Origin of the sequence: Winogradskyella aurantia (assembly GCF_002266855.1) — a bacterium.
GTDB classification, from domain to species: domain Bacteria; phylum Bacteroidota; class Bacteroidia; order Flavobacteriales; family Flavobacteriaceae; genus Winogradskyella; species Winogradskyella aurantia.
Window position 1 is genome coordinate 68,784 of record NZ_NGJN01000004.1, and the last position, 21,235, is coordinate 90,018.

At 38.3% G+C, this 21,235-nt stretch carries 19 protein-coding genes; 16 read left to right on the forward strand and 3 right to left on the reverse strand.

The window, feature by feature from the left end; translation table 11 throughout:
- Window positions 1-4: 4 nt before the first annotated feature.
- Both CA834_RS08265 and CA834_RS08270 read left to right on the forward strand, forming a co-directional pair.
- Complete coding sequence (locus CA834_RS08265) at window positions 5-694, forward strand: ABC transporter ATP-binding protein (protein ID WP_094968484.1); 690 nt, start codon at window positions 5-7, stop codon at window positions 692-694.
- 47 nt (window positions 695-741) lie between these two features.
- Window positions 742-3,237 (forward strand): ABC transporter permease, encoded by a 2,496-nt coding sequence (locus tag CA834_RS08270; RefSeq protein WP_094968485.1) that lies wholly within the window; start codon window positions 742-744, stop codon window positions 3,235-3,237.
- A gap of 26 nt (window positions 3,238-3,263) precedes the next feature.
- Here the strand turns inward: CA834_RS08270 and CA834_RS08275 are convergent, their stop codons facing one another.
- Together CA834_RS08275 and CA834_RS08280 are read right to left on the reverse strand one after the other, a co-directional pair.
- A complete protein-coding gene (locus tag CA834_RS08275; RefSeq protein WP_094968229.1) occupies window positions 3,264-3,707 on the reverse strand; it encodes a hypothetical protein in 444 nt (147 codons plus the stop codon).
- 7 nt (window positions 3,708-3,714) lie between these two features.
- Window positions 3,715-4,020 (reverse strand): HPF/RaiA family ribosome-associated protein, encoded by a 306-nt coding sequence (locus CA834_RS08280; RefSeq protein ID WP_094968230.1) that lies wholly within the window; start codon window positions 4,018-4,020, stop codon window positions 3,715-3,717.
- Between the two features lie 206 nt (window positions 4,021-4,226).
- Between CA834_RS08280 and CA834_RS08285 the strand changes: the two genes are divergently transcribed.
- The 7 genes from CA834_RS08285 to CA834_RS08315 all read left to right on the forward strand — a co-directional run bounded on the left by CA834_RS08285 (window position 4,227) and on the right by CA834_RS08315 (window position 11,990).
- Window positions 4,227-4,895 (forward strand): FAD-binding oxidoreductase, encoded by a 669-nt coding sequence (locus tag CA834_RS08285; protein WP_094968231.1) that lies wholly within the window; start codon window positions 4,227-4,229, stop codon window positions 4,893-4,895.
- A 95-nt stretch (window positions 4,896-4,990) separates the two neighbouring features.
- The gene (locus CA834_RS08290) at window positions 4,991-6,523 is read left to right on the forward strand and encodes an MltF family protein (protein WP_094968232.1); all 1,533 of its coding nucleotides are present in this window, start codon (window positions 4,991-4,993) and stop codon (window positions 6,521-6,523) included.
- 275 nt (window positions 6,524-6,798) lie between these two features.
- Window positions 6,799-8,235 carry a circularly permuted type 2 ATP-grasp protein gene (locus CA834_RS08295; protein ID WP_094968486.1) on the forward strand — a complete coding sequence of 479 codons (1,437 nt, stop codon included), beginning with the start codon at window positions 6,799-6,801 and terminating at the stop codon, window positions 8,233-8,235.
- A 10-nt stretch (window positions 8,236-8,245) separates the two neighbouring features.
- Window positions 8,246-9,199 carry an alpha-E domain-containing protein gene (locus tag CA834_RS08300; RefSeq protein ID WP_094968233.1) on the forward strand — a complete coding sequence of 318 codons (954 nt, stop codon included), beginning with the start codon at window positions 8,246-8,248 and terminating at the stop codon, window positions 9,197-9,199.
- Window positions 9,200-9,251: 52 nt separating this feature from the next.
- Entirely contained in the window at window positions 9,252-10,106 is an 855-nt protein-coding gene (locus CA834_RS08305; protein ID WP_094968234.1) for a transglutaminase family protein, read from the forward strand.
- Window positions 10,107-10,151: 45 nt separating this feature from the next.
- A complete protein-coding gene (locus tag CA834_RS08310; RefSeq protein ID WP_094968235.1) occupies window positions 10,152-11,198 on the forward strand; it encodes a zinc-binding metallopeptidase family protein in 1,047 nt (348 codons plus the stop codon).
- 363 nt (window positions 11,199-11,561) lie between these two features.
- Window positions 11,562-11,990, forward strand: a complete 429-nt coding sequence (locus tag CA834_RS08315; RefSeq protein WP_094968236.1) for an FKBP-type peptidyl-prolyl cis-trans isomerase — start codon at window positions 11,562-11,564, stop codon at window positions 11,988-11,990.
- Between the two features lie 20 nt (window positions 11,991-12,010).
- Here CA834_RS08315 and CA834_RS08320 read toward each other — a convergent pair whose 3' ends face one another.
- On the reverse strand, window positions 12,011-12,838 hold the full coding sequence (locus CA834_RS08320; protein ID WP_240507531.1) for a sterol desaturase family protein: 828 nt from the start codon (window positions 12,836-12,838) through the stop codon (window positions 12,011-12,013).
- Window positions 12,839-13,276: 438 nt separating this feature from the next.
- Here CA834_RS08320 and CA834_RS08325 point away from each other — a divergent pair, with 438 nt between their 5' ends.
- From CA834_RS08325 to CA834_RS08355, 7 genes are all read left to right on the forward strand, one after another.
- Window positions 13,277-14,215 carry a hypothetical protein gene (locus CA834_RS08325; protein WP_094968238.1) on the forward strand — a complete coding sequence of 313 codons (939 nt, stop codon included), beginning with the start codon at window positions 13,277-13,279 and terminating at the stop codon, window positions 14,213-14,215.
- Window positions 14,216-14,320: 105 nt separating this feature from the next.
- Window positions 14,321-14,947, forward strand: coding sequence for a hypothetical protein (locus tag CA834_RS08330; RefSeq protein WP_094968239.1), 627 nt, complete (start codon window positions 14,321-14,323; stop codon window positions 14,945-14,947).
- A gap of 147 nt (window positions 14,948-15,094) precedes the next feature.
- Window positions 15,095-15,676: a fasciclin domain-containing protein gene (locus CA834_RS08335; protein WP_094968240.1), complete on the forward strand. Its 582-nt coding sequence runs from the start codon at window positions 15,095-15,097 to the stop codon at window positions 15,674-15,676.
- Between the two features lie 393 nt (window positions 15,677-16,069).
- Entirely contained in the window at window positions 16,070-17,011 is a 942-nt protein-coding gene (locus CA834_RS08340; protein ID WP_094968241.1) for an RICIN domain-containing protein, read from the forward strand.
- On the forward strand, window positions 17,008-18,789 hold the full coding sequence (locus tag CA834_RS08345) for an adenylate/guanylate cyclase domain-containing protein (RefSeq protein WP_094968242.1): 1,782 nt from the start codon (window positions 17,008-17,010) through the stop codon (window positions 18,787-18,789). Before CA834_RS08340 ends, CA834_RS08345 begins: the two co-directional genes overlap by 4 nt.
- 106 nt (window positions 18,790-18,895) lie before the next feature.
- Window positions 18,896-20,005, forward strand: a complete 1,110-nt coding sequence (locus tag CA834_RS08350) for a D-TA family PLP-dependent enzyme (RefSeq protein WP_094968243.1) — start codon at window positions 18,896-18,898, stop codon at window positions 20,003-20,005.
- A gap of 51 nt (window positions 20,006-20,056) precedes the next feature.
- On the forward strand, window positions 20,057-21,193 hold the full coding sequence (locus tag CA834_RS08355) for a glycoside hydrolase family 26 protein (RefSeq protein WP_110476936.1): 1,137 nt from the start codon (window positions 20,057-20,059) through the stop codon (window positions 21,191-21,193).
- The last annotated feature ends 42 nt before the right edge of the window (window positions 21,194-21,235 follow it).

Here is a 21,235-nt window from a genome sequence, read left to right on the forward strand (position 1 = left end):
GAATATGTCAAAGATATTAAAGATTAATGGTTTAGAGAAGACCTATACCAGTGGTGCAAAACAATTAACCGTACTTAAAAATATTTCATTTTCCGTAGACAAAGGACAAACGTTCTCCATTGTTGGGCCATCAGGGAGCGGTAAAACAACCTTGCTTGGGCTATGTGCTGGGTTAGACCAGCCCACTGCGGGTAGTGTAGAATTATGCGGTTTTGATTTAAAGGACTTGAATGAAGATGAAAGAGCCCAACTGCGCAATAGGGAAGTCGGTTTTATTTTTCAAAATTTCCAGCTGCTACCAACACTAACGGCACTGGAAAACGTCAGTGTACCTCTTGAGTTACAAGGAGCAAAAGATGCTACAAGTAAGAGTATGGAGTTATTGGAAAAAGTTGGCTTAACCGACAGATTTCATCACTATCCATCGCAATTATCCGGTGGTGAGCAACAGCGTGTGGCCTTAGCAAGGGCGTTCTCTAACATGCCTTCCATACTTTTTGCAGACGAACCTACAGGAAATTTAGATGAGGAAACCGGTGAAAAAGTGATTCAGTTGCTGTTTGATTTAAATAGGGAGGCGGGAACTACCTTGGTTATTATTTCACATGATTTGGACCTAGCCAACCGTACACAGCAAATACTGCGATTAAAAGGTGGGCAAATTTTAACTAATCAACGAACTGAAGTATTTTGAGTACAGCTTTACCTAAACTAAAGACAAATACGTCTTGGCTTTTTAAAATGGCATGGCGTGATGCAAAGGCTAGTAGGATTCGCTTACTGTTGTTTATGGCATCCATTATCCTTGGAATTGCGGCTGTTGTGGCCATACAACTGTTTAGCACAAATCTTAAGGACAATATACAACGCCAATCTAAAGCCTTAATGGGTGCGGATTATATCATCGACACCAGGCAGGAACCAACGGAACGTGCACAAGCCATTATTGACTCATTAAGGCCTGATGCTAAAGAAGTCAATTTTGTGTCTATGATAGCCTTCCCAAAGAATGGAGGTACAAAATTAGTTCGTGTACGCGGACTACAAGGTGCCTTTCCATTTTACGGTGATATTAATACAGAACCAGCCTCAGCAGCAAGTACTTATCAAGACTTAGGTGGCGCTTTAGTTGATGCCACTTTACTGTTACAATTTAATATAAAACCCGGTGATTCCATAAAAGTTGGTCAATTAACCTTACCTATTTTAGGAGCCTTAAAGGCTATTCCAGGAAGCACGGCAATCTCAACATCTGTTGCACCACCAATTGTCATTCCTTATAGATTTATTGATGATACAGAGCTCATTCAATTTGGAAGTCGTAAGGAATATCAATTTTTTTATAAAGCAGCAGATACCTTGAATATAGAACGGTTTGAGGACAAAATCGAACCAATGCTAGATTTGGAGAATGCGGACTTAGATACGCATACCAGTACAAGCAGACGATTGGGGAGACGCTATGACAATGTGGGCAAATTTTTAAATCTTGCAGCTTTTATTGCCTTGCTTTTAGGCTGTATTGGCATTGCAAGTTCTGTACATATTTATATTAAAGAAAAGTTGAAAGCCATCGCTATTTTAAAGTGTATGGGAACTTCAAGAAAACAAAGCTTTCTCATTTTTCTAATTCAGATTTCCGGGATAGGTTTTTTGGGAGGGCTTATAGGAGCAAGCATCGGCGTGGGACTACAAGAATTATTTCCTTACATCTTAAAGGAGTTTTTACCTTTCGATGTTGAAATTACAATTACAGCCGCACCCATACTTATGGGTATTTTTCTAGGTGTTTTTATGTCTGTTTTATTTGCCTTACTACCCCTACTTAGGACCTGGTATGTTTCGCCATTAGAAGTACTTCGTGTAAATGACAATGGTGGAAAACAACCAAAAAATATTAAATTGTTAGTGTTTTTGGCGATTGTTATATTTCTATTTTTATTTTCGGTTTGGCTGCTGAAGGATGTGAGATATGCTTTGGCTTTCATTGGAGGGACAGTCATAACATTTGCCACATTAGGGGGTATAGCTATTCTTTTCATGAAGACCGTTAGGCGTTATTATCCAAAAACATGGGGCTACACATCTCGGCAGAGTCTTTTAAATTTATTCCGACCTAACAATCAAACTTTAGTTTTAGTGGTAGCCATTGGTTTAGGGACGTTCCTTATTAGTACCTTGTATTTCACGAAAGATATTTTACTAGCTAAAACGGAAGTAGGGCAAACGGTGGAAAATGCCAACATCATTATTTTAGATGTACAAAGTGACCAGCGCAATGCTGTTCAACAGCGCATCGAGGCTAATGACTTACCAATTCTAAGTAATATTCCGTTGGTAACCATGCGTATGCATAAAATTAAAGACCAATTGGTAAATGATTTGCGGCAAGATACCACACGTCAAGTAAGAGGTTGGGTTTTAAATCATGAATTTAGAACTACCTATCGCGACAATCTAATTGATTCTGAAGAGCTTTTAGAAGGGGAGTGGACACCTCAATTAAATGCTAGTGACCCCGTAGTCATCTCCATATCAGATAATTTAGCAGAGGATACCAAAGTTAGCATTGGTGACACCATCATATTTAATATTCAAGGTGTACTCATGGAAACGACAGTTGGTAGCATTCGGCAAGTTGATTGGGGGCGTTTACAACTTAACTTTTCAATCGTTTTCCCAAAAGGCGTGTTGGAGCAAGCGCCACAGTTTAATGTATTTACAACAACGGCTCCTAATGAAGAGCGTTCGGCCGCTTTACAGCGTGACCTCGTTGCAGAATTTCCCAACGTATCCATTATAGATTTAAGACAAGTGTATACTATTGTAGAAGATATTTTAGACAAAGTTTCTTGGATAATCAATTTCATGGCCTTCTTTAGCATTATTACAGGCATCATTGTTTTGATTGGTTCTGTAAGGACCAGCAAATATCAACGTATTAAGGAAAGTGTCTTATTGCGCACTCTAGGTGCCAAGAATTCTCAAATTTTAAAAATATCAGCACTGGAATATACGTTTTTAGGAATGCTAGGAAGTTTAGTGGGTATTTTATTGGCCTTAGCAAGCAGTCTTTGTTTAGCTCTTTTCGTGTTTGAAGAATCTTTTGTTCCGTCCATAATTCCTTTTGTGGTGTTTTTACCGGGAATCACGATTTTGGTTTTAATTATTGGCCTGAGCAATATTAGAACGGTTCTGAACAGCTCACCTTTGGAAGTTCTACGTCGTGAAGGCTAGTTGACGCTGTTTTAACAGTTGAAAAATTATAAAAAGCGTTCATCACCCGTCTGACGCTGGGTAACTGGCTCCTCTGAGTGCATGGTTTTTGTTAATCCGGCAGAGTCTACATTATAAAATTCTAATAGCTGAGTGTAACGGAGTATGTGGGAGATACGTTCGCCTTCCATAACAATAGCACCTTTTAATGCTTCAGGGTGATTCGCCAATATTTTAACTAAGCTTTCTTCATCAAAATCCGATGTTTGGTCAAATAATTTAAGCTTTTGGGTATCAATAAGCATCTTTAGGCTAATATTTAAACGCTCTGCTATATCATGCCATTGAGTATCAGATGGCATTGTTTTACATATATCAATTTTCAGCGTAGCTTTATCAGCAGATTCTAGGAAAGCCTGTACTTGGTCGCTGAATTTACTGCCACTGGCGTAAATACATGTTATTTGGTTTTGAATAGTCTGTGATTCCATAAATTTTTTAATAAGATTTTAAAATTTCTGTACGTTTCGCTAATTGTTGCCGTAATTGGTCAACACATTCACTTAAAGCGGCCCTAAAATTGGATTTTGATGCTTCTGCATATAATCTTGGTCCCGGAGCACTTAATCGTATGGCTGCTATCATTCCAGTATCAGTATTGGATGTGTTTTCTGTTTTAAAAAAAACATCCGCTCGAACTAGAAAATCATTCCGGGTAAAGAGTTTTTCAATTTTCTCCTTGGCATAAGTTTCCAAACTTTCGCTTGAACTCACACCATCATATTTAAATAGTATAGTTTTCATTTTTTCATAGTATTTAAAGATAAACTACATATTTTTAGGTCAATTCCAAGGGTTTTAATAGTAATTTAAGAGGTTTTGGTCATAATAAAAGCTTAAATCATATATTTCTGTAAAATATCCGTGTTTTACGAGAAATCGTGCCTTTTTATAACTTTTTTAAGGAAAATTGAGATTTTGAGCTTTATATTATTGAAAAAAGTCAAACTATGGAATACAAACTTACACTAGAAAAGATAGAACACGTCAATCACAATGTCTTGCGCCTTGTAACCAACAAACCTAAAGGATACTCGTTTTCACCGGGTCAGGCGACAGAATTAGCCATAGACAAGGACACGTGGAGGGATAAAAAACGACCGTTTACCTTTACGAGCTTACCTGAGGACGACCGTTTGGAATTCACCATAAAAGTATACCCTTCACATGACGGGGTTACCGAACAAATAGAAACCTTGAAGGTCGGTGACCACCTAATTATTGGAGAGGCTTGGGGTGCTATACAGTATCATGGTGAAGGCACATTTATAGCCGGTGGAGCAGGGGTAACGCCATTTATATCCATTTTAAAGGATTTAAGACGAAAGGCTGAGCTCAAAGGGAATACATTGTTTTTCGCCAACCATAGAAAAAAGGATATTATCTATAAGAACCAATTAGAAACCTGGTTGGGTGATGACCTTCATGTCGTTTTATCTAAAGAAAATCTCAACGAATACAAATATGGTCATATTGATAAGGAAATCTTACAAACTTATAACCTAGACATTTCCAAGCCTGTATATCTTTGTGGTCCACCCGCAATGATGGACGCAGTAAAAACAGACTTATACGAACTAGGACTATCAAAAGACTTATTAGTTACAGAAGCTGCCTAGCGAGCTAGCGCTAATGAACTTTCATCATGCTAAGCTAAAAATCAATATATTGTAAATATCGACTAAAACAATAATTAGTATATTTGATAGAAACCATGTTTAAAATTAAGCCTCTTATCAGTGTTTTAGTAGTCCTGTTTTTGGTGTCTTGCCAACAACAAGACAAGACTCTTGGTGCTAATGTCGAAGTCTACAATGAAATCGTAGCCAATTCTGTGGACCGCGACTTTGATGCCATCAAAAAAGATGGTATACTTAGAGCATTGGTCATATATAGTAGTACGAGCTATTTTTTATACAGGGGCGAACCCATGGGATTTGAATATGAGCTATTAAAACGATTGGCTGATGACTTGGACCTCAAATTAGAACTCGTAGTTTCAGATGATTTGGATTCTGAATTTGAAGTCTTAAATAGAGGAGATGTGGATATTATTGCACATGGTATGACCATTACCAACCAGCGCAAGTGGGAGGTTGATTTTACAGAATACCTATATCTTACCAAACAGGTCTTGGTTCAAAAAAAACCTGACAATTATAGAAATATGTCTTGGAGTTCCTTGCAAAAAGAATTGATACACGATGCTATAGAGTTGATTGGTGATACCGTTTCTGTGAGAAGAAATTCGGCGTATTTTGAACGTTTAATGAGTTTATCCAATGAAATAGGGGGGACCATTGTTATTGATACACTGAGCAGTCAGCTAGCCACCGATGAAATCATTAATATGGTAGCCGATGGAGAGATAAAATATACTATAGCAGATGAAAATTTGGCCAAAATAAATGCGGCGTACCAACCGATTCTCAATATCGATGTACCTATTTCATTTTCTCAGCGTATTGCTTGGGTGACGCGAAAGAAGTCCAAAGAATTCCGAAAAGTAATTAATAAATGGATTAAGAAGCAAAGGAAAAGCACGGACTATTACGTTATTTACAACAAGTACTTCAAAAACAAACGATCATTCAATAGGCGAGCTAGAAGTGATTATTACAGCCTATCCAAAAATCAAATCGGACCTTATGACGAAATCATACAACGCTATGCTAAAGAAATTAACTGGGATTGGCGTTTGATAGCCTCCCAGGTGTATCAGGAATCTAAGTTCGACCCCAATGTACAATCGTGGGCAGGCGCCGAAGGCTTAATGCAAATTATGCCCGCCACCGCAGCTTCCTTAGGGGTAACTGAACCTACAGACCCAAATGAAAGTATAAAAGCAGGAACATCCTATTTAAAACAAAATTATGACCAATTTCAATCAGTTCCTGACTCCCTGAACCGAATTAAGTTGACCCTAGCGGCCTATAATTGTGGTTTAGGTCATGTCTTAGATGCCCAGCGCTTGGCCGAGGAAAATAATCTAGACCCTAACCTTTGGTCAGATAATGTAGAACCTATGCTCTTGGCGTTGAGTTCACCAAAATACTATAATAAGCCCTTTATAAAATATGGCTATGTGCGCGGTGCGGAACCCGTAGATTACGTCAACGAAATTTTTGAGCGCTATGCGCACTATACCACCTTTATCCCTATGGATGATTCTATTTCAAATACGACATCCACAGCGTCATCGGACCAAAATTTGTTAAAGTCACGGCCCGTCAAGGCTGGCTTATAGTTTAAAATTGATATATTCCAGATAGGAGCAAATGATACATTCAGCATTTGGTTCATATTAAGATTTTTGAAATTTTGTGGCTTTTAACACCTTTCGTTTAAACCTATTGGTGCTAAATAGCTAATACTGGTGAGTGTTTTCTTTACTCCATTGGTAAATGTCGTTTAAGTCCGGGTATTCTTTACTTAAGCTGAAAAGTTTGTTTTTTAATGCTTATATTTAAAAAAATGCAGGATTCATGCATTTTATATCTACTAATTAATGTCTCTTTTTTAATGCCTAAAATAAAATTCACGAATTACGAGATCAAAGGTTTTTATGACGAAATGTTTAATGAGCATCATAAGGTAAGGCCGAATTATAAACTCTTTAAGGAGCGTCTTGAGAGAATGGGGCATAAAAAACTAAACACCTTACAGCACGCTACCGACAGGGCACAGTTATCTCTAGGTATGACCTTTAATGTGTACAATGACAATCAAGGTACTGAACGGATTCTACACTTGGACATTATTCCAAAAATTATAGGTAAAAATGAGTGGACACATCTTGAAAAAGGTTTGCAGCAGAGAATTAAAGCCTTAAACCTTTTTATACAAGACCTTTACAACGACCAAAAGGTACTTAAAGACGGCATTATTCCTAAAGAATTAATATTTAGCAGTGCGGCCTACTTAAAACAATTACAAGGATTTAAACCGCCCAAGGACATATGGTGTCATATCACCGGGTCTGATTTAATTAAAGGTGCAGATGGTCAATATTATGTCTTGGAAGATAATTTGAGGTGCCCTTCTGGCGTATCCTATATGCTTGAAAATAGAGAAATTCTTAAACGTACCTTCCCTGAATTATTTGAAAAACTGGATGTAAGGCCGGTTTATAATTATACACATATATTAAGGGATTCCTTAGAGTTCTTAACAGAAATAGACAATCCAAATGTGGTGGTTTTAACACCAGGCATATACAATTCGGCCTATTTTGAACATTCCTATTTGGCTCAGCAAATGGGTGCCGAATTGGTTGAGGGAAGGGATTTAATCGTTAAAGATGACATTGTTTATATGATAACAACTCACGGCTTGAAACAAGTAGATGTTATTTACCGCAGAGTTGATGATGATTTTATTGACCCTTTGGTGTTTAATAAAAATTCCCTATTAGGAACACCTGGTTTATTCAATGCCTATCTCAAGGGCAATGTGGTACTCGTTAATGCGCCTGGTACAGGTGTGGTAGACGATAAAGCGGTATATGCTTATGTGCCAAGAATTATAAAATATTACTTAGGTGAAGATATGATTTTGCCCAATGTAAAAACCTATATCTGTGCTGAGGAACAAGACTGTAAATACGTTCTTGAGAATCTTCATAATCTGGTTGTCAAACAAACGGACGCCTCTGGTGGTTACGGTATGCTCATTGGTCCTAAATCTACCAAATCAGAACACGAGGAGTTTCGAAAAAAAATCAAGAACAACCCCAGAAATTATATTGCTCAACCCATGATCAACCTGTCGAGGGTCCCCACCTTAACGGGGGATACTATTGAAGGACGTCACGTGGACTTAAGACCTTATGCCTTATACGGCAAGGACATAAAAATCATTCCAGGCGCATTAACACGTGTAGCCCTAAACAAGGGGTCTATTGTTGTTAATTCTTCACAAGGCGGTGGCAGTAAAGATACTTGGGTGTTAAACCACTAAATAAAAAAACATGTTAGCAAGAGTAGCAAATACCATGTATTGGATGAATAGGTATATAGAACGCGCCGAGAATTATGCGCGCTTTATGGACGTTAACTATAACTTGTCCTTGGAGTTGCCCCCAAATGAGTCTGAGCAATGGAAACCGCTGGTATTGGCAACTGGCGATTGGGACTTATACGAATCCTTATACGCCCATGCTGAAAAAAACCAGGTTATTTTCTTTTTAGGATTTGATATCAATAACCCAAATTCAATCTATAGTTGTATTTCCAATGCCCGGGAAAATGCCAGAGCCATACGTTCAGAAATTACTAAAGAAGTCTGGGAACAAATCAATCACCTTTACTTTTTGGTTAAGGAAGGCGTAGAAAAAAAGCGCTACAAATCGAAGAATTTAAGGCAATTTTTTACTGAGATTAAGAATGGTTGCCAACTACTGTATGGTATGTTTGATGCTACCCTATCAAGAACAGAGAGCTGGCATTTTGGAAAACTCGGCCAAGTCATAGAACGTGCAGATAAAACCTCTAGAGTATTGGATGTGAAATATCACATTTTATTGTCTTCGCCAAAGGAAGTGGGATCGTCCTTAGATTTAATTCAATGGGCTGCCTTGCTAAAATCAGTCAGTGCTTATGATATGTACAGGAAAAAACACGGAAAATTAAATGCAGCAACCATCGCTGAATTTCTCATATTGGATACAGCGTTTCCGCGCTCCATATTAGCCTGTCTGGTGCATGCTGAGATTTCACTTAACGCTATTTCTGGTAGTTCAGTAGGTTTTACTAATCCAGCTCAAAAACAACTAGGCCTATTAAAATCACAGCTTGAATTTGCTGCAATTAATGACATTATTGAACAAGGAATGCACGAATACCTCGATGATTTTCAACGTAAATTGAATGCCATTTCTTCTGCAATTTATGAGTCTTTTTTTGTTATTGATCAAGTAACATAAATGTCTTATAAATTGTTCCCCTAGTGTAATCCAAAAAAAGAACACCACCGAAATGGAAGTTGCAAAAACTTATAAAATTACCCATCAAACTCAGTATATCTTTGATTCGGACGTGTTCCTAGAGCCTCATTATTTGAGATTCCGCCCAAAAGAAACAGCCTTTTTAAAAAATTTGGAGTTTTCATTAGAGCTAAATCCAAAACCAGCGGGTCATCGCATTATAGAAGACGAGAACCACGCTTTGGTGGATTTTTGTTGGTTTGAAGGTCTCACCAACCAATTTACAATTAGCGCTCAAAGTGTGGTGAATACAGTAGACTATAATCCCTTTAATTTCATTCTATATCCCACCCGCTACAATCAATTGCCCTTTCAATATAGCGAAAAACAAAAAAAATTACTAGGTTCTGCATTAGAACACCTGCCCATATCCAAGGACCTAATGGCTTTTGGTAACGCCATACAACAGTCAGCCAAAAATAATACGTTGGATTATATATCCAACTTAACCAAACAGGTGCATCAGGATTTTAAAGTGGTCTATAGAGAAGAAGGTGCACCAATGCATCCAAACGAGACGTTTGAATTAAAAAAGGGCTCCTGTCGTGATTTGTCCTGGATGCTCATCCATCTTCTAAGGCAGCAAGGAATGGCAGCACGCTTTGTCAGTGGCTATTTTTATTTTGAAATGGACAAACCGGGATATGAGCTCCATGCTTGGGTGGACTTGTATTTACCAGGTGCTGGATGGCTAGGCGTAGATCCAAGTCATGGTATTTTAACTGGTAACTCCCATTTTCCCGTGGCTTCAAGCACACATTATGATGATACTATGCCAGTTTTTGGTGGTATTCGCGGTAGTGCAACTTCTCAATTAATCACCAATTTATCCATAGAATTAGTCTAATTTTGCCCTTGTTAATTTCATGGGTTTTACCATAGCATATTAGAAATGAAAATATTTCAGTGCGGCCACTGTGGGCATGCTTTATACTTTGAAAATCACCTCTGCGAAAACTGTGGCCATTTATCAGGTTTTAGGGACACAGACCGCAAAATGCTTACCTTTAATCCTAATACGCAAACAGCTCTAATTTCCGATAGGGAACAACGGGAATATAAGTATTGTAAAAATAAGATTCACGAGGTGTGCAATTGGGTTATTGATAAGGACAGTGACGAAGAGTTTTGTACCGCTTGCCAATTTAATAGAACCATTCCAAATCTCACCGATGTAAATAATTATGAAAAATGGAAAGAGCTAGAAATTGCCAAACACCGTTTGATTTATCAACTCCAGAAAATCGGTCTGAGTCTAAGCAGCAAAATAAAGGACAACGACGGTTTTTGCTTTGATTTTGTTACCCAACAAAACGACCCAAGTCTTATGACGGGCCATGCCAATGGCGTTATCACCATTTTATTGCGTGAAGCGGATGCCATACTGCGCGAACAAATGCGCAAACAATTCTTAGAACCTTACCGAACATTAATAGGCCATTTAAGGCATGAGGTAGGTCATTATTACTGGAATCGGCTTATCCTCACGGACAAAGAGGCGTTATCACAATTCAGATCTATTTTTGGCGATGAACGACAGGATTATGGGGAAGCTTTAAAAGCCTATTATAAGATGGGGGCGCCAGAATATTGGCAAAATACCTTTATCAGTAAATACGCAACCTCACATCCTTGGGAAGATTGGGCTGAAACTTGGGCTCATTATCTCCATATTATGGACATGGTTGAGACGGCCTATTTTTTTGGGGTTGATGTAAAACCAAAAAATTTGGACGATGAAACTACAACGAAAGTATCGTTTGATCCTTACACGGAAACAGATTTTAGCGCCATTGTGGATGTTTCCATCCCTTTATCTTTTGCAGTAAATAGTATCAACAGAGCCATGGGATTGCAAGATGTTTATCCATTTGTGATCAGGCCGGCGGTTGTAGAAAAAATGACATTTATTCACCAATTGCTTCTTCCAAAGCGCTAAGAGCATGTGAGATTTGTCAGTTCTGAGATTGTTATAGCTTTTAAACAGCGGGATGTACGTGATACTTAAGACCGAAAACAAGGTCTTTTAACCAAATCCAATAAAACATTATATACTTTTATAAAGTTATATGATAGGATATACCCCTTTTTTCCGGTTATATAGACGGCCCCCTTTTACTCTAGATAATTTTGAAGTTATACTTAAAATAATAGTCTTTTACATATTAATAATTAAAAGCTTAAGGATTTGTAGTTTTTAATCTATTTATGATACACCCTAATTTTTCCAAAATTTTTCGTTGAACCATTTTATAGCCCATACCTTTGTGACGTTTTATTTAAAAATTACAAATTAATACTTATGAGTAAAGTAAAGGAAAATGATACCGTGAAGGTACATTATACAGGAAAATTAAACAATGGACAGGTATTTGACAGCTCCTTAGAGAGAGAACCTTTAAAAGTACAATTAGGCCAAAGCCAACTTATTCCAGGTTTTGAAAAAGGCCTTATTGATATGGCGGTCAATGAAAAGAAAACTATAACTGTTGCCAAAGAAGACGCCTATGGTGACATTAACAAGGAGCTTTTTCACAAGGTACCTAAAACAGACCTTCCAGAGGACATCAAACCCGAAGTAGGGATGGGGCTGGTAGGTTCTAACGCAGACGGTTCTCAGCAGCAATTTAGAATTGCAGAAGTAGAGGAGAACCACATCATCATAGATGCCAATCATCCACTATCAGGTCAAGACCTTGTCTTCGATTTAGAGGTGGTTGAAATTTTATAGTGGTAAAACCATTAAGCGTACTACAACGTCTTATCTGCGGATAAGGCGTTTTTTTGATTCCTTTTTTTAACTTGTCGCCGTTCCCATAAGGTTGGACTACCAAAAAGGATATTCCAGCTTTTTGCAGGACGTTGCCAAATATCTGCAAATAAATCGCCCCATGCGTGAAATACTAAATACACAGGGTTAAATGAATTCACCGGCTTGGTAATACCATATATGGCCTGCTCTTTTTCCTCCTGGAAAGAACCGAACATACGGTCCCAGATAATCAATGTAGAGCCATAATTCTTATCAATATAATCCACATTTACAGCGTGATGTACACGGTGGTGGGAGGGAGTTACAAAAATATACTCAATAGGTCGCGGTAGTTTTCGAATCAACTCGGTGTGAATCCAAAATTGATAAAGAATCTCTAGCTGGTGAACGATGATAAAAACTACTGGGTCAAAACTCAACATAATAACAGGTAAAAAGAATATAAGCTTCAGGTTCTGCACCCAAGATAGACGAAATGATGTCGAGAAATTGTAATATTCAGAACTGTGGTGAACCACATGGGTCGACCACCAAAAGCGCTGTTGATGCGATATTCTGTGCGACCAATACCTAACAAAATCAAGGCTTATAAAGCAAAATATATAAGACCACCAAGTATTGGGAATACTCCAAGGGGTTAGATTATAACAGATAACCACGATATAAAAAATGCCCACCTTGGTTAGAGCATTGACAAATAAGTTGCCAAATCCTATTGCCGAAGAGGCCAAAAAATCCTTGCCATGATAAAGCGATCGTTGTTGCTTGATGGACAGATAATATTCTAGGGCCACTAAGGTAAACATTAGTGGTGCCGCAATCCAGATAATGGTGTTAAAGTCTAATTCTAAAAGCGATTCGAGGGTAAGTTTCTTGTTTTCGATGAAGTTTCTTATGGTGATTTGTAAAAAACCAAGTTACGGATTATGTATTGGAATGTGAGGGTGTTTGTAATTATTTTAACGGTTCATAAAATTAGGCATCACCGTTTGCAAGGAGTCTTTATCGATATGGTTTAGCTCGAAATGGCAATTAAATGTATTGCAGTCGTGATTTCTCGTTATAAAATGTATTTTCAGTTACAACTTCCAATCAGTGCACAGATAATCCTTATAGTCTTTTGTTAAGTAAATATGCTAAAAGGAACTTTTTGAAATAAAAAGTAAACGTATATGGTGCCAAAAGTCATCTAAAAATCACGTATCTTTAAAATTCATTTTAGAAGCAAAAATTAGATGCGATTTATGAAGTACACCCCATTTATATCCTGCCTATTTCTGGTATTATTCCTCAGTTGTAACGAGGTTAATCCTAAGGGTGAAAAAGAGGTAATTAAGTTTGTAAAACAGTGGAACGCTGACCATACCCAAATAAAATCACCATACCTCAGAAGCGACTATATGGATTTGGTGACCTATTATGGAAACGAATGGACCAGGAATCAAGTCCAAGCACATAAAACGCAGCTGTTTGAACAATTTCCAGACTATTCCCAGCGTATTTTAAATGACCAAATAGACATTACAAAAGAGGGACCAAGCTACCTGGTGACCTTTACCAAACATGTCAGCTACAACGGCATAGAAGCCGATTACCCGTCATATCTTTCCGTGATGACTAAAAATGGGGCTTTTAAAATACTACGCGAAGGGGTTGTGAATTCAGCTCAAGATCTTAATGCGCCTATTTTTCCCAGTGCGCGCGGTGGTAGTGCTGGCATCTCTTATGAACGCCAAGTGTTCGGCGATTTTAATGGGGACGGCCTATCAGACTATGCCTCTGTAATCTCCCCCATACGGCTTTCTGTTGCAGCGACGGATGAAGCAGTACAATGCGAAGGCGGATGCAATAGCATTATCACCTTTAGCAATAAAGACCTAAATCCTATCACTATCAAAGGAGTCTACCAATCACAATTGGAGAATCTTAAAGACCTTAATGGGGATGGTGCAGACGAGGTTGGTTTTTGGGATATAAAACCCAGGTCGAAGACGCTCTATGTCTTTGATGCTGTAACGAGTCGTTTACTTTGTGAACCTATTTTTATTAATACCACCGTTCATAAAAATCTTAGTCTTATCGACGTTTTTAAGAAATCAGGACGAAATAAAATTACAATAACCTACAGCACACAAGTCAATGGGAAGTGGGTCTTAAAAAGCAACGTTGTTGTCTTAGACTAAACGAATTTAATTGTGTAAATGTTGTAAAAGCGCTTTAGTGAAAATCATTTAATAAAGGAGATTCTGGTATACTCTTTGATTTCTGATGGCTTTAAATGTATATGTATGGTATACCGGTGTTTTGTTTTTAGAGGTCAAGTAGTCGGTCTGGCGTTCTTTGTGCTATGGTTGTGCTGGCCATTCCAAGTATTACATGCACAAGATTATGAACCAGGATACATCGTTCTCAACACTAATGATACACTTTACGGATCCATTAAAAATCGTAATGATGGTGCGCTTTACAAAAAAATTAGGTTCAAGGATAAACATGGCAAGGTTAACCGCTATACGGCAGAAAATCTTTTAGGCTATAAAGCAGGTATTTACACCTATGAATCGCTTTGGTATAGAGAAGAAAGTCAATTTTTTAAATTTGATTATTACAGTAGACCTGGCTATGGCGAGAAGGTTTTTTTAAAGGTATTGGCCAAAGGCCATCTAAGTTGCTATGCCAAAGAATTTATACATGACGACAATGACTATGTTGATGAATTCGAATTATTTCTTAGAAATGGCGATCAAACCATGGCTCGGGCTACCCAAGGTATCTTTGGACTTAAAAAGAAACGCTTAACAGGTTATTTTTGGGATTGTCCAAAGTTGGTGGAAAAAATAAACAACAACACTATTACTAAACCTTTGGATGTGGTAACCTATTACAATGAATTTTGTGGGCCAGTTAAGAATTAATTTCATGCGACTGCTACAATATCCTTTGTTAGAGTCACTATGAGATAATTCAAGAGCTGCGACTATTTTGTTTAATATTTTGTTAATATTGCTAAACACGAAGATGTATTGGTTAACTTTACTAACTAATTAACTAATAAACTCATGATGAAAACAATTAAAACATTAAGCATTTTAGCACTAAGTACATTTTTATTTGTCGGTTGCGGCGACAAGAAAAAAGAAGATACCGAGGCTACGGAAGTGGAAGATGTAATGGAAGTAGAAGAAGTGGAAGAGGTTACACCAAATATAGTGGAAGTAGCATCTGGAAATGATAATTTTTCTACGCTTGTTGCTGCTGTTGTAGCTGCTGATTTAGCCGAAACACTAAGCGGTGAAGGTCCATTTACGGTGTTTGCACCAACTAATGATGCTTTTGCAAAATTACCAGAAGGAACGGTTGATACGCTATTACTACCAGAAAATAAAGACCAATTAACAGGTATTTTAACCTACCATGTGATATCAGGAAAATTTGAAGCCGCTGCGGTTGTTGATGCCATTACTAATAACGATGGTAAATTTACGGTAACTACGGTGCAAGGCGGGACTATTGACTTAAGTCTTAACGATGGTAACGTCGTGTTAACGGATGCCAAAGGCGGTAGCGCTACGGTTGTTATAGCTGATGTTGCAGCATCTAATGGTGTCATCCATGCTATTGATACGGTAGTAATGCCTAAATAAGGATGTAACCTTAAGCAAAAAATTTAAAAAGCCACTGTTGCCCCACAGTGGTTTTTTTTATTTCATAATATCAAGGTTTTTCAAAACCTTCAATATTTTGATAACTATTTCAAAGATGCTGAAGCACCGCTGTGGATAAAGGAGGGCATACCTCATTTGAAAAATCACCGCTTGGGGCCTGAAGTTCTGAAAAGACCGACTAAATATACAAGGCTTTACTTTTCTAAATCTGCATAGTTTTAAGTGAGCAAAAGCTGTTACTAAGGTGTGTTTTTTACTCTTAAGATTATAGCTATTTAAGTATTCAGTGTAAATCTAGATTCCGTTAAATTGACTATATTTAAGACTTACTAAAATGTAAACTAATTAATCCTAACTAAAAATCAACCAAACATGTCAGACAAATTTCAAAAAATACAAGTAAAGAGCAGTGGGCAATACCTTAATATTTTTCAGAAAACCGATGAAGAGGGGCGCTATGCCTGTCAGGGTGTGGACCCCACCACTGACAACTTTTATTGGGATATTATTCCATCTCCAGTTGATTCAGAGTATATCCTTCTTAAGGTGAAATACAGCGGCATGTACCTCAATGTTTTAAATAATTCCATGCTGGAAGGTGCCTCTACCGGTCAGAATTCCTTGTCTAATATCAACGAAGCACCGGATAATTTTTTATGGAAAAAAATAGAGGTCATTAATAAGCCAGGCTGGTTTTTGTTACAGGCTAAAAGTTCCTCGCAATACCTTATGATACCAAATGGTGCTAAAAAAAATGGGGACCCGGCTATTCAAGGGGTTGTCGACGAGCCTCAAAACCCCATATCAAATACCGTATGGCAACTTGTCGTTAAGGACTCCAAGCCCGTTAAAATCAACCTCCAAATAAATTGTGTGACTATCTATCCCTTGTCACCAGGCCCCATATCTGATGAGCAGGCTCAGGGCAATTTAATTTTTTCAGATGATAATAATGGTAAAAATGAAAACCCCAATAAACCCAGTACTTTCGAGTCTTTCTTAAATCCAGGTAGCACGGTTAATTGGAAGGCCAGCACTTTTCAAAAACAAAATGACGATTACAGCGTGACTATAGATGATATTATTTACGATCCTAATACTGGTACTGGAGATGTCCTTACCCAAAGTATTACAAAAGGCAATGGAGATGTAAGTTCACAAGTAGCATGGACAGCCATAGGGCCTGAAATTGGTGATAATGAATATTATACGGTTCGCTTTACAATAAATCCCAAAAAAGGTACTTATAAAGACCAACCGAAGACATTTACTATAGATCCACGTATTAGAGTATTAGCAAAACCTTCGACATGATAGCCAAGAAATTAGCCTATAAATATATTTTAGGCTTTTTTTATGTTTTTATTATACAAACTTGTCCTGCGCAAGACCAACGCGAAGCAGATAGACTGGCGACAATCTATGAGGCAGATACACTAAGTGGGCAGGATAAACTTGAACTGCTCAAAAACTTGGCCTTTAATGAAATTTCGGATTTTGACAAAAAACAGGCCTATGCCCAAGAGCTAATAAACCTTGCTGAACGGGCCCAAAACATACAATATTTATATTATGGCCATTATATAAAAGGAGACGCTATTCAATATCGTGGTGATTTAGACGAGGCGTTGTCTGCCTATCTTAAAAGCGCAGAAGTGGCAGCTTCTCAAAAAACACTCCTTAATGAAAAAGGCGCGGCTTATGGCGCTGTTGCCGATATTTACGCAATGTCCGACAACCATAAGAATGCCATGTTGTACTACGACAAAGCGATAAGTACCTTACGACAGACTGAAGATACCATTGCTTTAGCTTCATTTATTTTAAATGCTGGTGATGCGCTGCTCAACAATAAAAAATTCGACTCCGCACTGGCGTATTTCAAGGAATCAGGTGCACTCTTTGAGCAGGCCGATTATACTATTGGCAAAGCCTATTATCTGGGTAATACAGGGATGGTCTATGCCTATACCGGCAAGAATAGCATCGCTGAAAATAACATTAACGAAGCTATTGAAATCCTTGAGGCTTACGAGGATTATTATGCCATTAGCGTCTATTTAATGACTATGGCAGATATTTACATTGAAAAAGGTGATCTGGAAACAGCTATTAACTATACCCAGAAAAGCCTAAGTTTAGCAAATCGGTATGGGTTATTGGAACAGCTGACCGATGCCAATGAAAAATTAGCTGAGTTGTATGACAACAAAGGTCAAAAAGAGATAGCCTTCAAACATTACAAAGACTACATCGTTCACCGGGATTCTCTTTTGAATTTAGAAACACTACAGCGGCAATTCGATGAACGAACGGAATTTGAGGTATCTCAAAAGCAAATAGAGGTAGAGCTTCTAGAAGAACGTACTAAAAACCAACGAATTATTCTGGGCTTTACAGCGTTGCTATTTGCTGGGGGCTTATGGTTTTATAGGGCTATTTCAACAGAGAAAAAGAAATCAGATAAGCTGCTACTCAACATACTACCAGAAGACACTGCTACGGAGTTAAAGACACATGGCAAGGTCAAGGCTCGAAAATATGAAGCTGTTACGGTATTCTTTAGCGATTTTAAGGGCTTTACCAGTTATTCTGAAAACTTATCTCCAGAAGAGCTTGTAAAAACTGTGAGTTTTTACTTTTCCAAATTCGATGAGATCATTGATAACCACGGTTTGGAAAAAATCAAAACCATTGGAGATGCTTATATGTGCGTTGGAGGTATTCACGATAGCAAAGAGGCGCACGCCCAGCGCATGGTCTCAGCAGCTCTTGAAATTGCAGACTTTGTAACGCAGACCAAAAGCGATACCACCAGCGAGCTAACCTTTGATATTCGTATCGGAATCCATAGTGGTCCCGTAGTAGCCGGTGTTGTGGGTACTAAAAAATTCGCTTATGATATTTGGGGTGATACGGTAAATGTGGCCTCACGGATGGAATCCATGTCAGAACCTGGACGAATAAATGTTTCTGAAACGACCTATCAATTGATAAAACAAGACTTTGACTGTGAGCCGCGCGGCGAAATAAGTGTTAAAAACCGTGGTAAGTTGCAAATGTATTTTGTAAACAATGCAGTCAGCGCTTGATCTAATATTGATTGAAATAATCTGTAGCCAAAAGATGAGAGATAGGTATGACATAAGAAAAGCTAGCATCTATTGCTAATTTAAGACTTATTATAATTTGAACACAATGAGTGAATGGTATGAAATAGAGGATATAGAAGCTATTGATTCACCGTCCTTGGTTCTGTACGAGGACAACTTGATGTACAACCTTCATAACATGCTTGCTATGGTTGGTGGATATACCACAATGCTTATGCCACATCTTAAAACCAATAAAATGCCGAAAGTCATTCATCGCATGATAGCTTTAGGTATTAAAAATTTCAAAGCGTCAACAATTGCTGAGGCAGAAATTGCGGCTAGGGAAGGGGCATATGGCGTGTTAGTTGCCCATCAACTGGTTGGTCCAAAACTGAACCGCTTTTTGGCCTTATGTCACAATTTTCCAAACACCAGCTTTTCAACCCTAGTGGATAATATTGGTTCGGCTAAGGTTTTAAACGACCTCGCCATTGACGCTCAAAGAGTGGTGGATGTATATATAGATATTAATAGCGGGATGAATCGTTCTGGTATTTCGTTAGGTCCAGGTTTAGAGACTCTTTTGGAGACAATTTCCAACTGCAAAGGCTTACAATTAAGTGGACTACACGTTTATGACGGACATTTAAGAGATTCTGATTTTCAGAACAGAAAGCATCAAATTGAAGAGGAGTTCGAACCCATAAACAACTTATTTGAAAGACTTAAGCCAACACAGCCAGATATCAAATTAATATGTGGTGGCACACCCTCCTTCACTTCCCATAAACATCAAAAGAACCGTATTACAAGCCCAGGAACTTGCGTGCTTTGGGATTGGGGTTACGGTGAACAACTAAAAGAACAGGACTTTAAGCCTGCTGCTCTATTAGTATGCCGGGTTATTTCAAAACCCACAAAGGATATTATTACCATAGATTTGGGACATAAAGCCGTGGGTTCCGAAAACTCTATTGACAAACGGGTGAAGTTTTTAAATTTGGAGCATTACGAATTAATTTCTCAAAGTGAAGAACATGGGGTGTTGAGCGTAAGTACCTGGGACACTATCGCGGTTGGTGATGTGTACTATGGTGTTCCCTACCATATTTGCCCCACGGTAAACCTATATGATAAGGTTTCACTTATACAGAATAAAAAGAAGATAGACACCTGGGAGATTACCGCAAGGCAACGAAAGGTAACAATTTAGAGAATTAGATATCGCAGAATAAACCAAAAAGAAACCCTAAAGAAGAGAAAAATGAATCGCATATATAATTTCAAGATATTTAAACAAGGTCATCTTATTGGGTTTCGTGGTATTATCGTAATTTTAATGACATCTTGCTTGCTGTCCTATGGGCAAGACAAGGAAATTGACCAGAATCATCCAACCACTGAAGACATGGTTTCCAAAATACAAACGGATATCGACCCGGAATTTATGTATGAGTACCAACAAACAAAATTTGTTCCACCAGAAGGTAAAACCCTGCTCATTATGGGGCAAACCGTAGAGGATATTAGTGAATACAGGGCCCATTTTAAGGGACAACCGACGCCAGGTGGCTGGTCTGCCTATTGGGGCATTCCCGAGTTTAGTGGTGTACGAAAAGCCCATAAAAATGAGACCGGTGCTAGCCAAGACCATCAAATGTTAGTGGAGGACTTTCCAAATACGGTTATCCAAAGTGCCATGTGGATGGTGGGGAAGTGGGAGGTTGCCAAAAACGCAGGTAAAGGCCAGTACGATGATGTGATTATAAAATACAGCAATTGGGCCAAAGCGGCCAAAAGGCCCATTTACTTAAGGATTGGTTATGAATTTGACGGTGTACACAACGAATTAGAGCCTGAAGCCTATGTTAAGGCCTATAAGCATATTGTAAATCTTATGCGCGCGGAAGGCGTTGATAACGTGGCATTTGTTTGGCATTCCTATGCGGCAAAACCCTATAAGGATTATCCCTTATCGGCGTGGTATCCGGGAGATGATTATGTAGATTGGGTAGCCATTTCGGTATTTGGTCATGCCTACGGCGGTACTGACTTTGGTCCGTATTGTGATGATGTTCTGGCCTTTGCCAAAGCACACCATAAACCGGTCATGATTGCAGAGTCTAGCCCCATCCAGGGCATTGACAAAAATAGCAATGCCGTATGGGACCAGTGGTTTGTAAATTTTTTGTCCTTTACCTATCAAAAGAACATAAAGGCCATAAGCTTTATAACCACCAATTGGTCTAAGGCTAGTATAGACGGTATTTCAGAATGGAAGGACAGTCGCCTCAACAACAACGCACAGGTGGCTAAGGCCTGGTTTAAGGAGACCAATAAGGCGCGTTACCTAAAGCAATCCCCTAAACTCTTTAAGGATTTGGGCTATTTAAAACCTTAGGTAGATCAACCAGTTAAAAAAGGCCTCGTTGTTTTTTGTTAT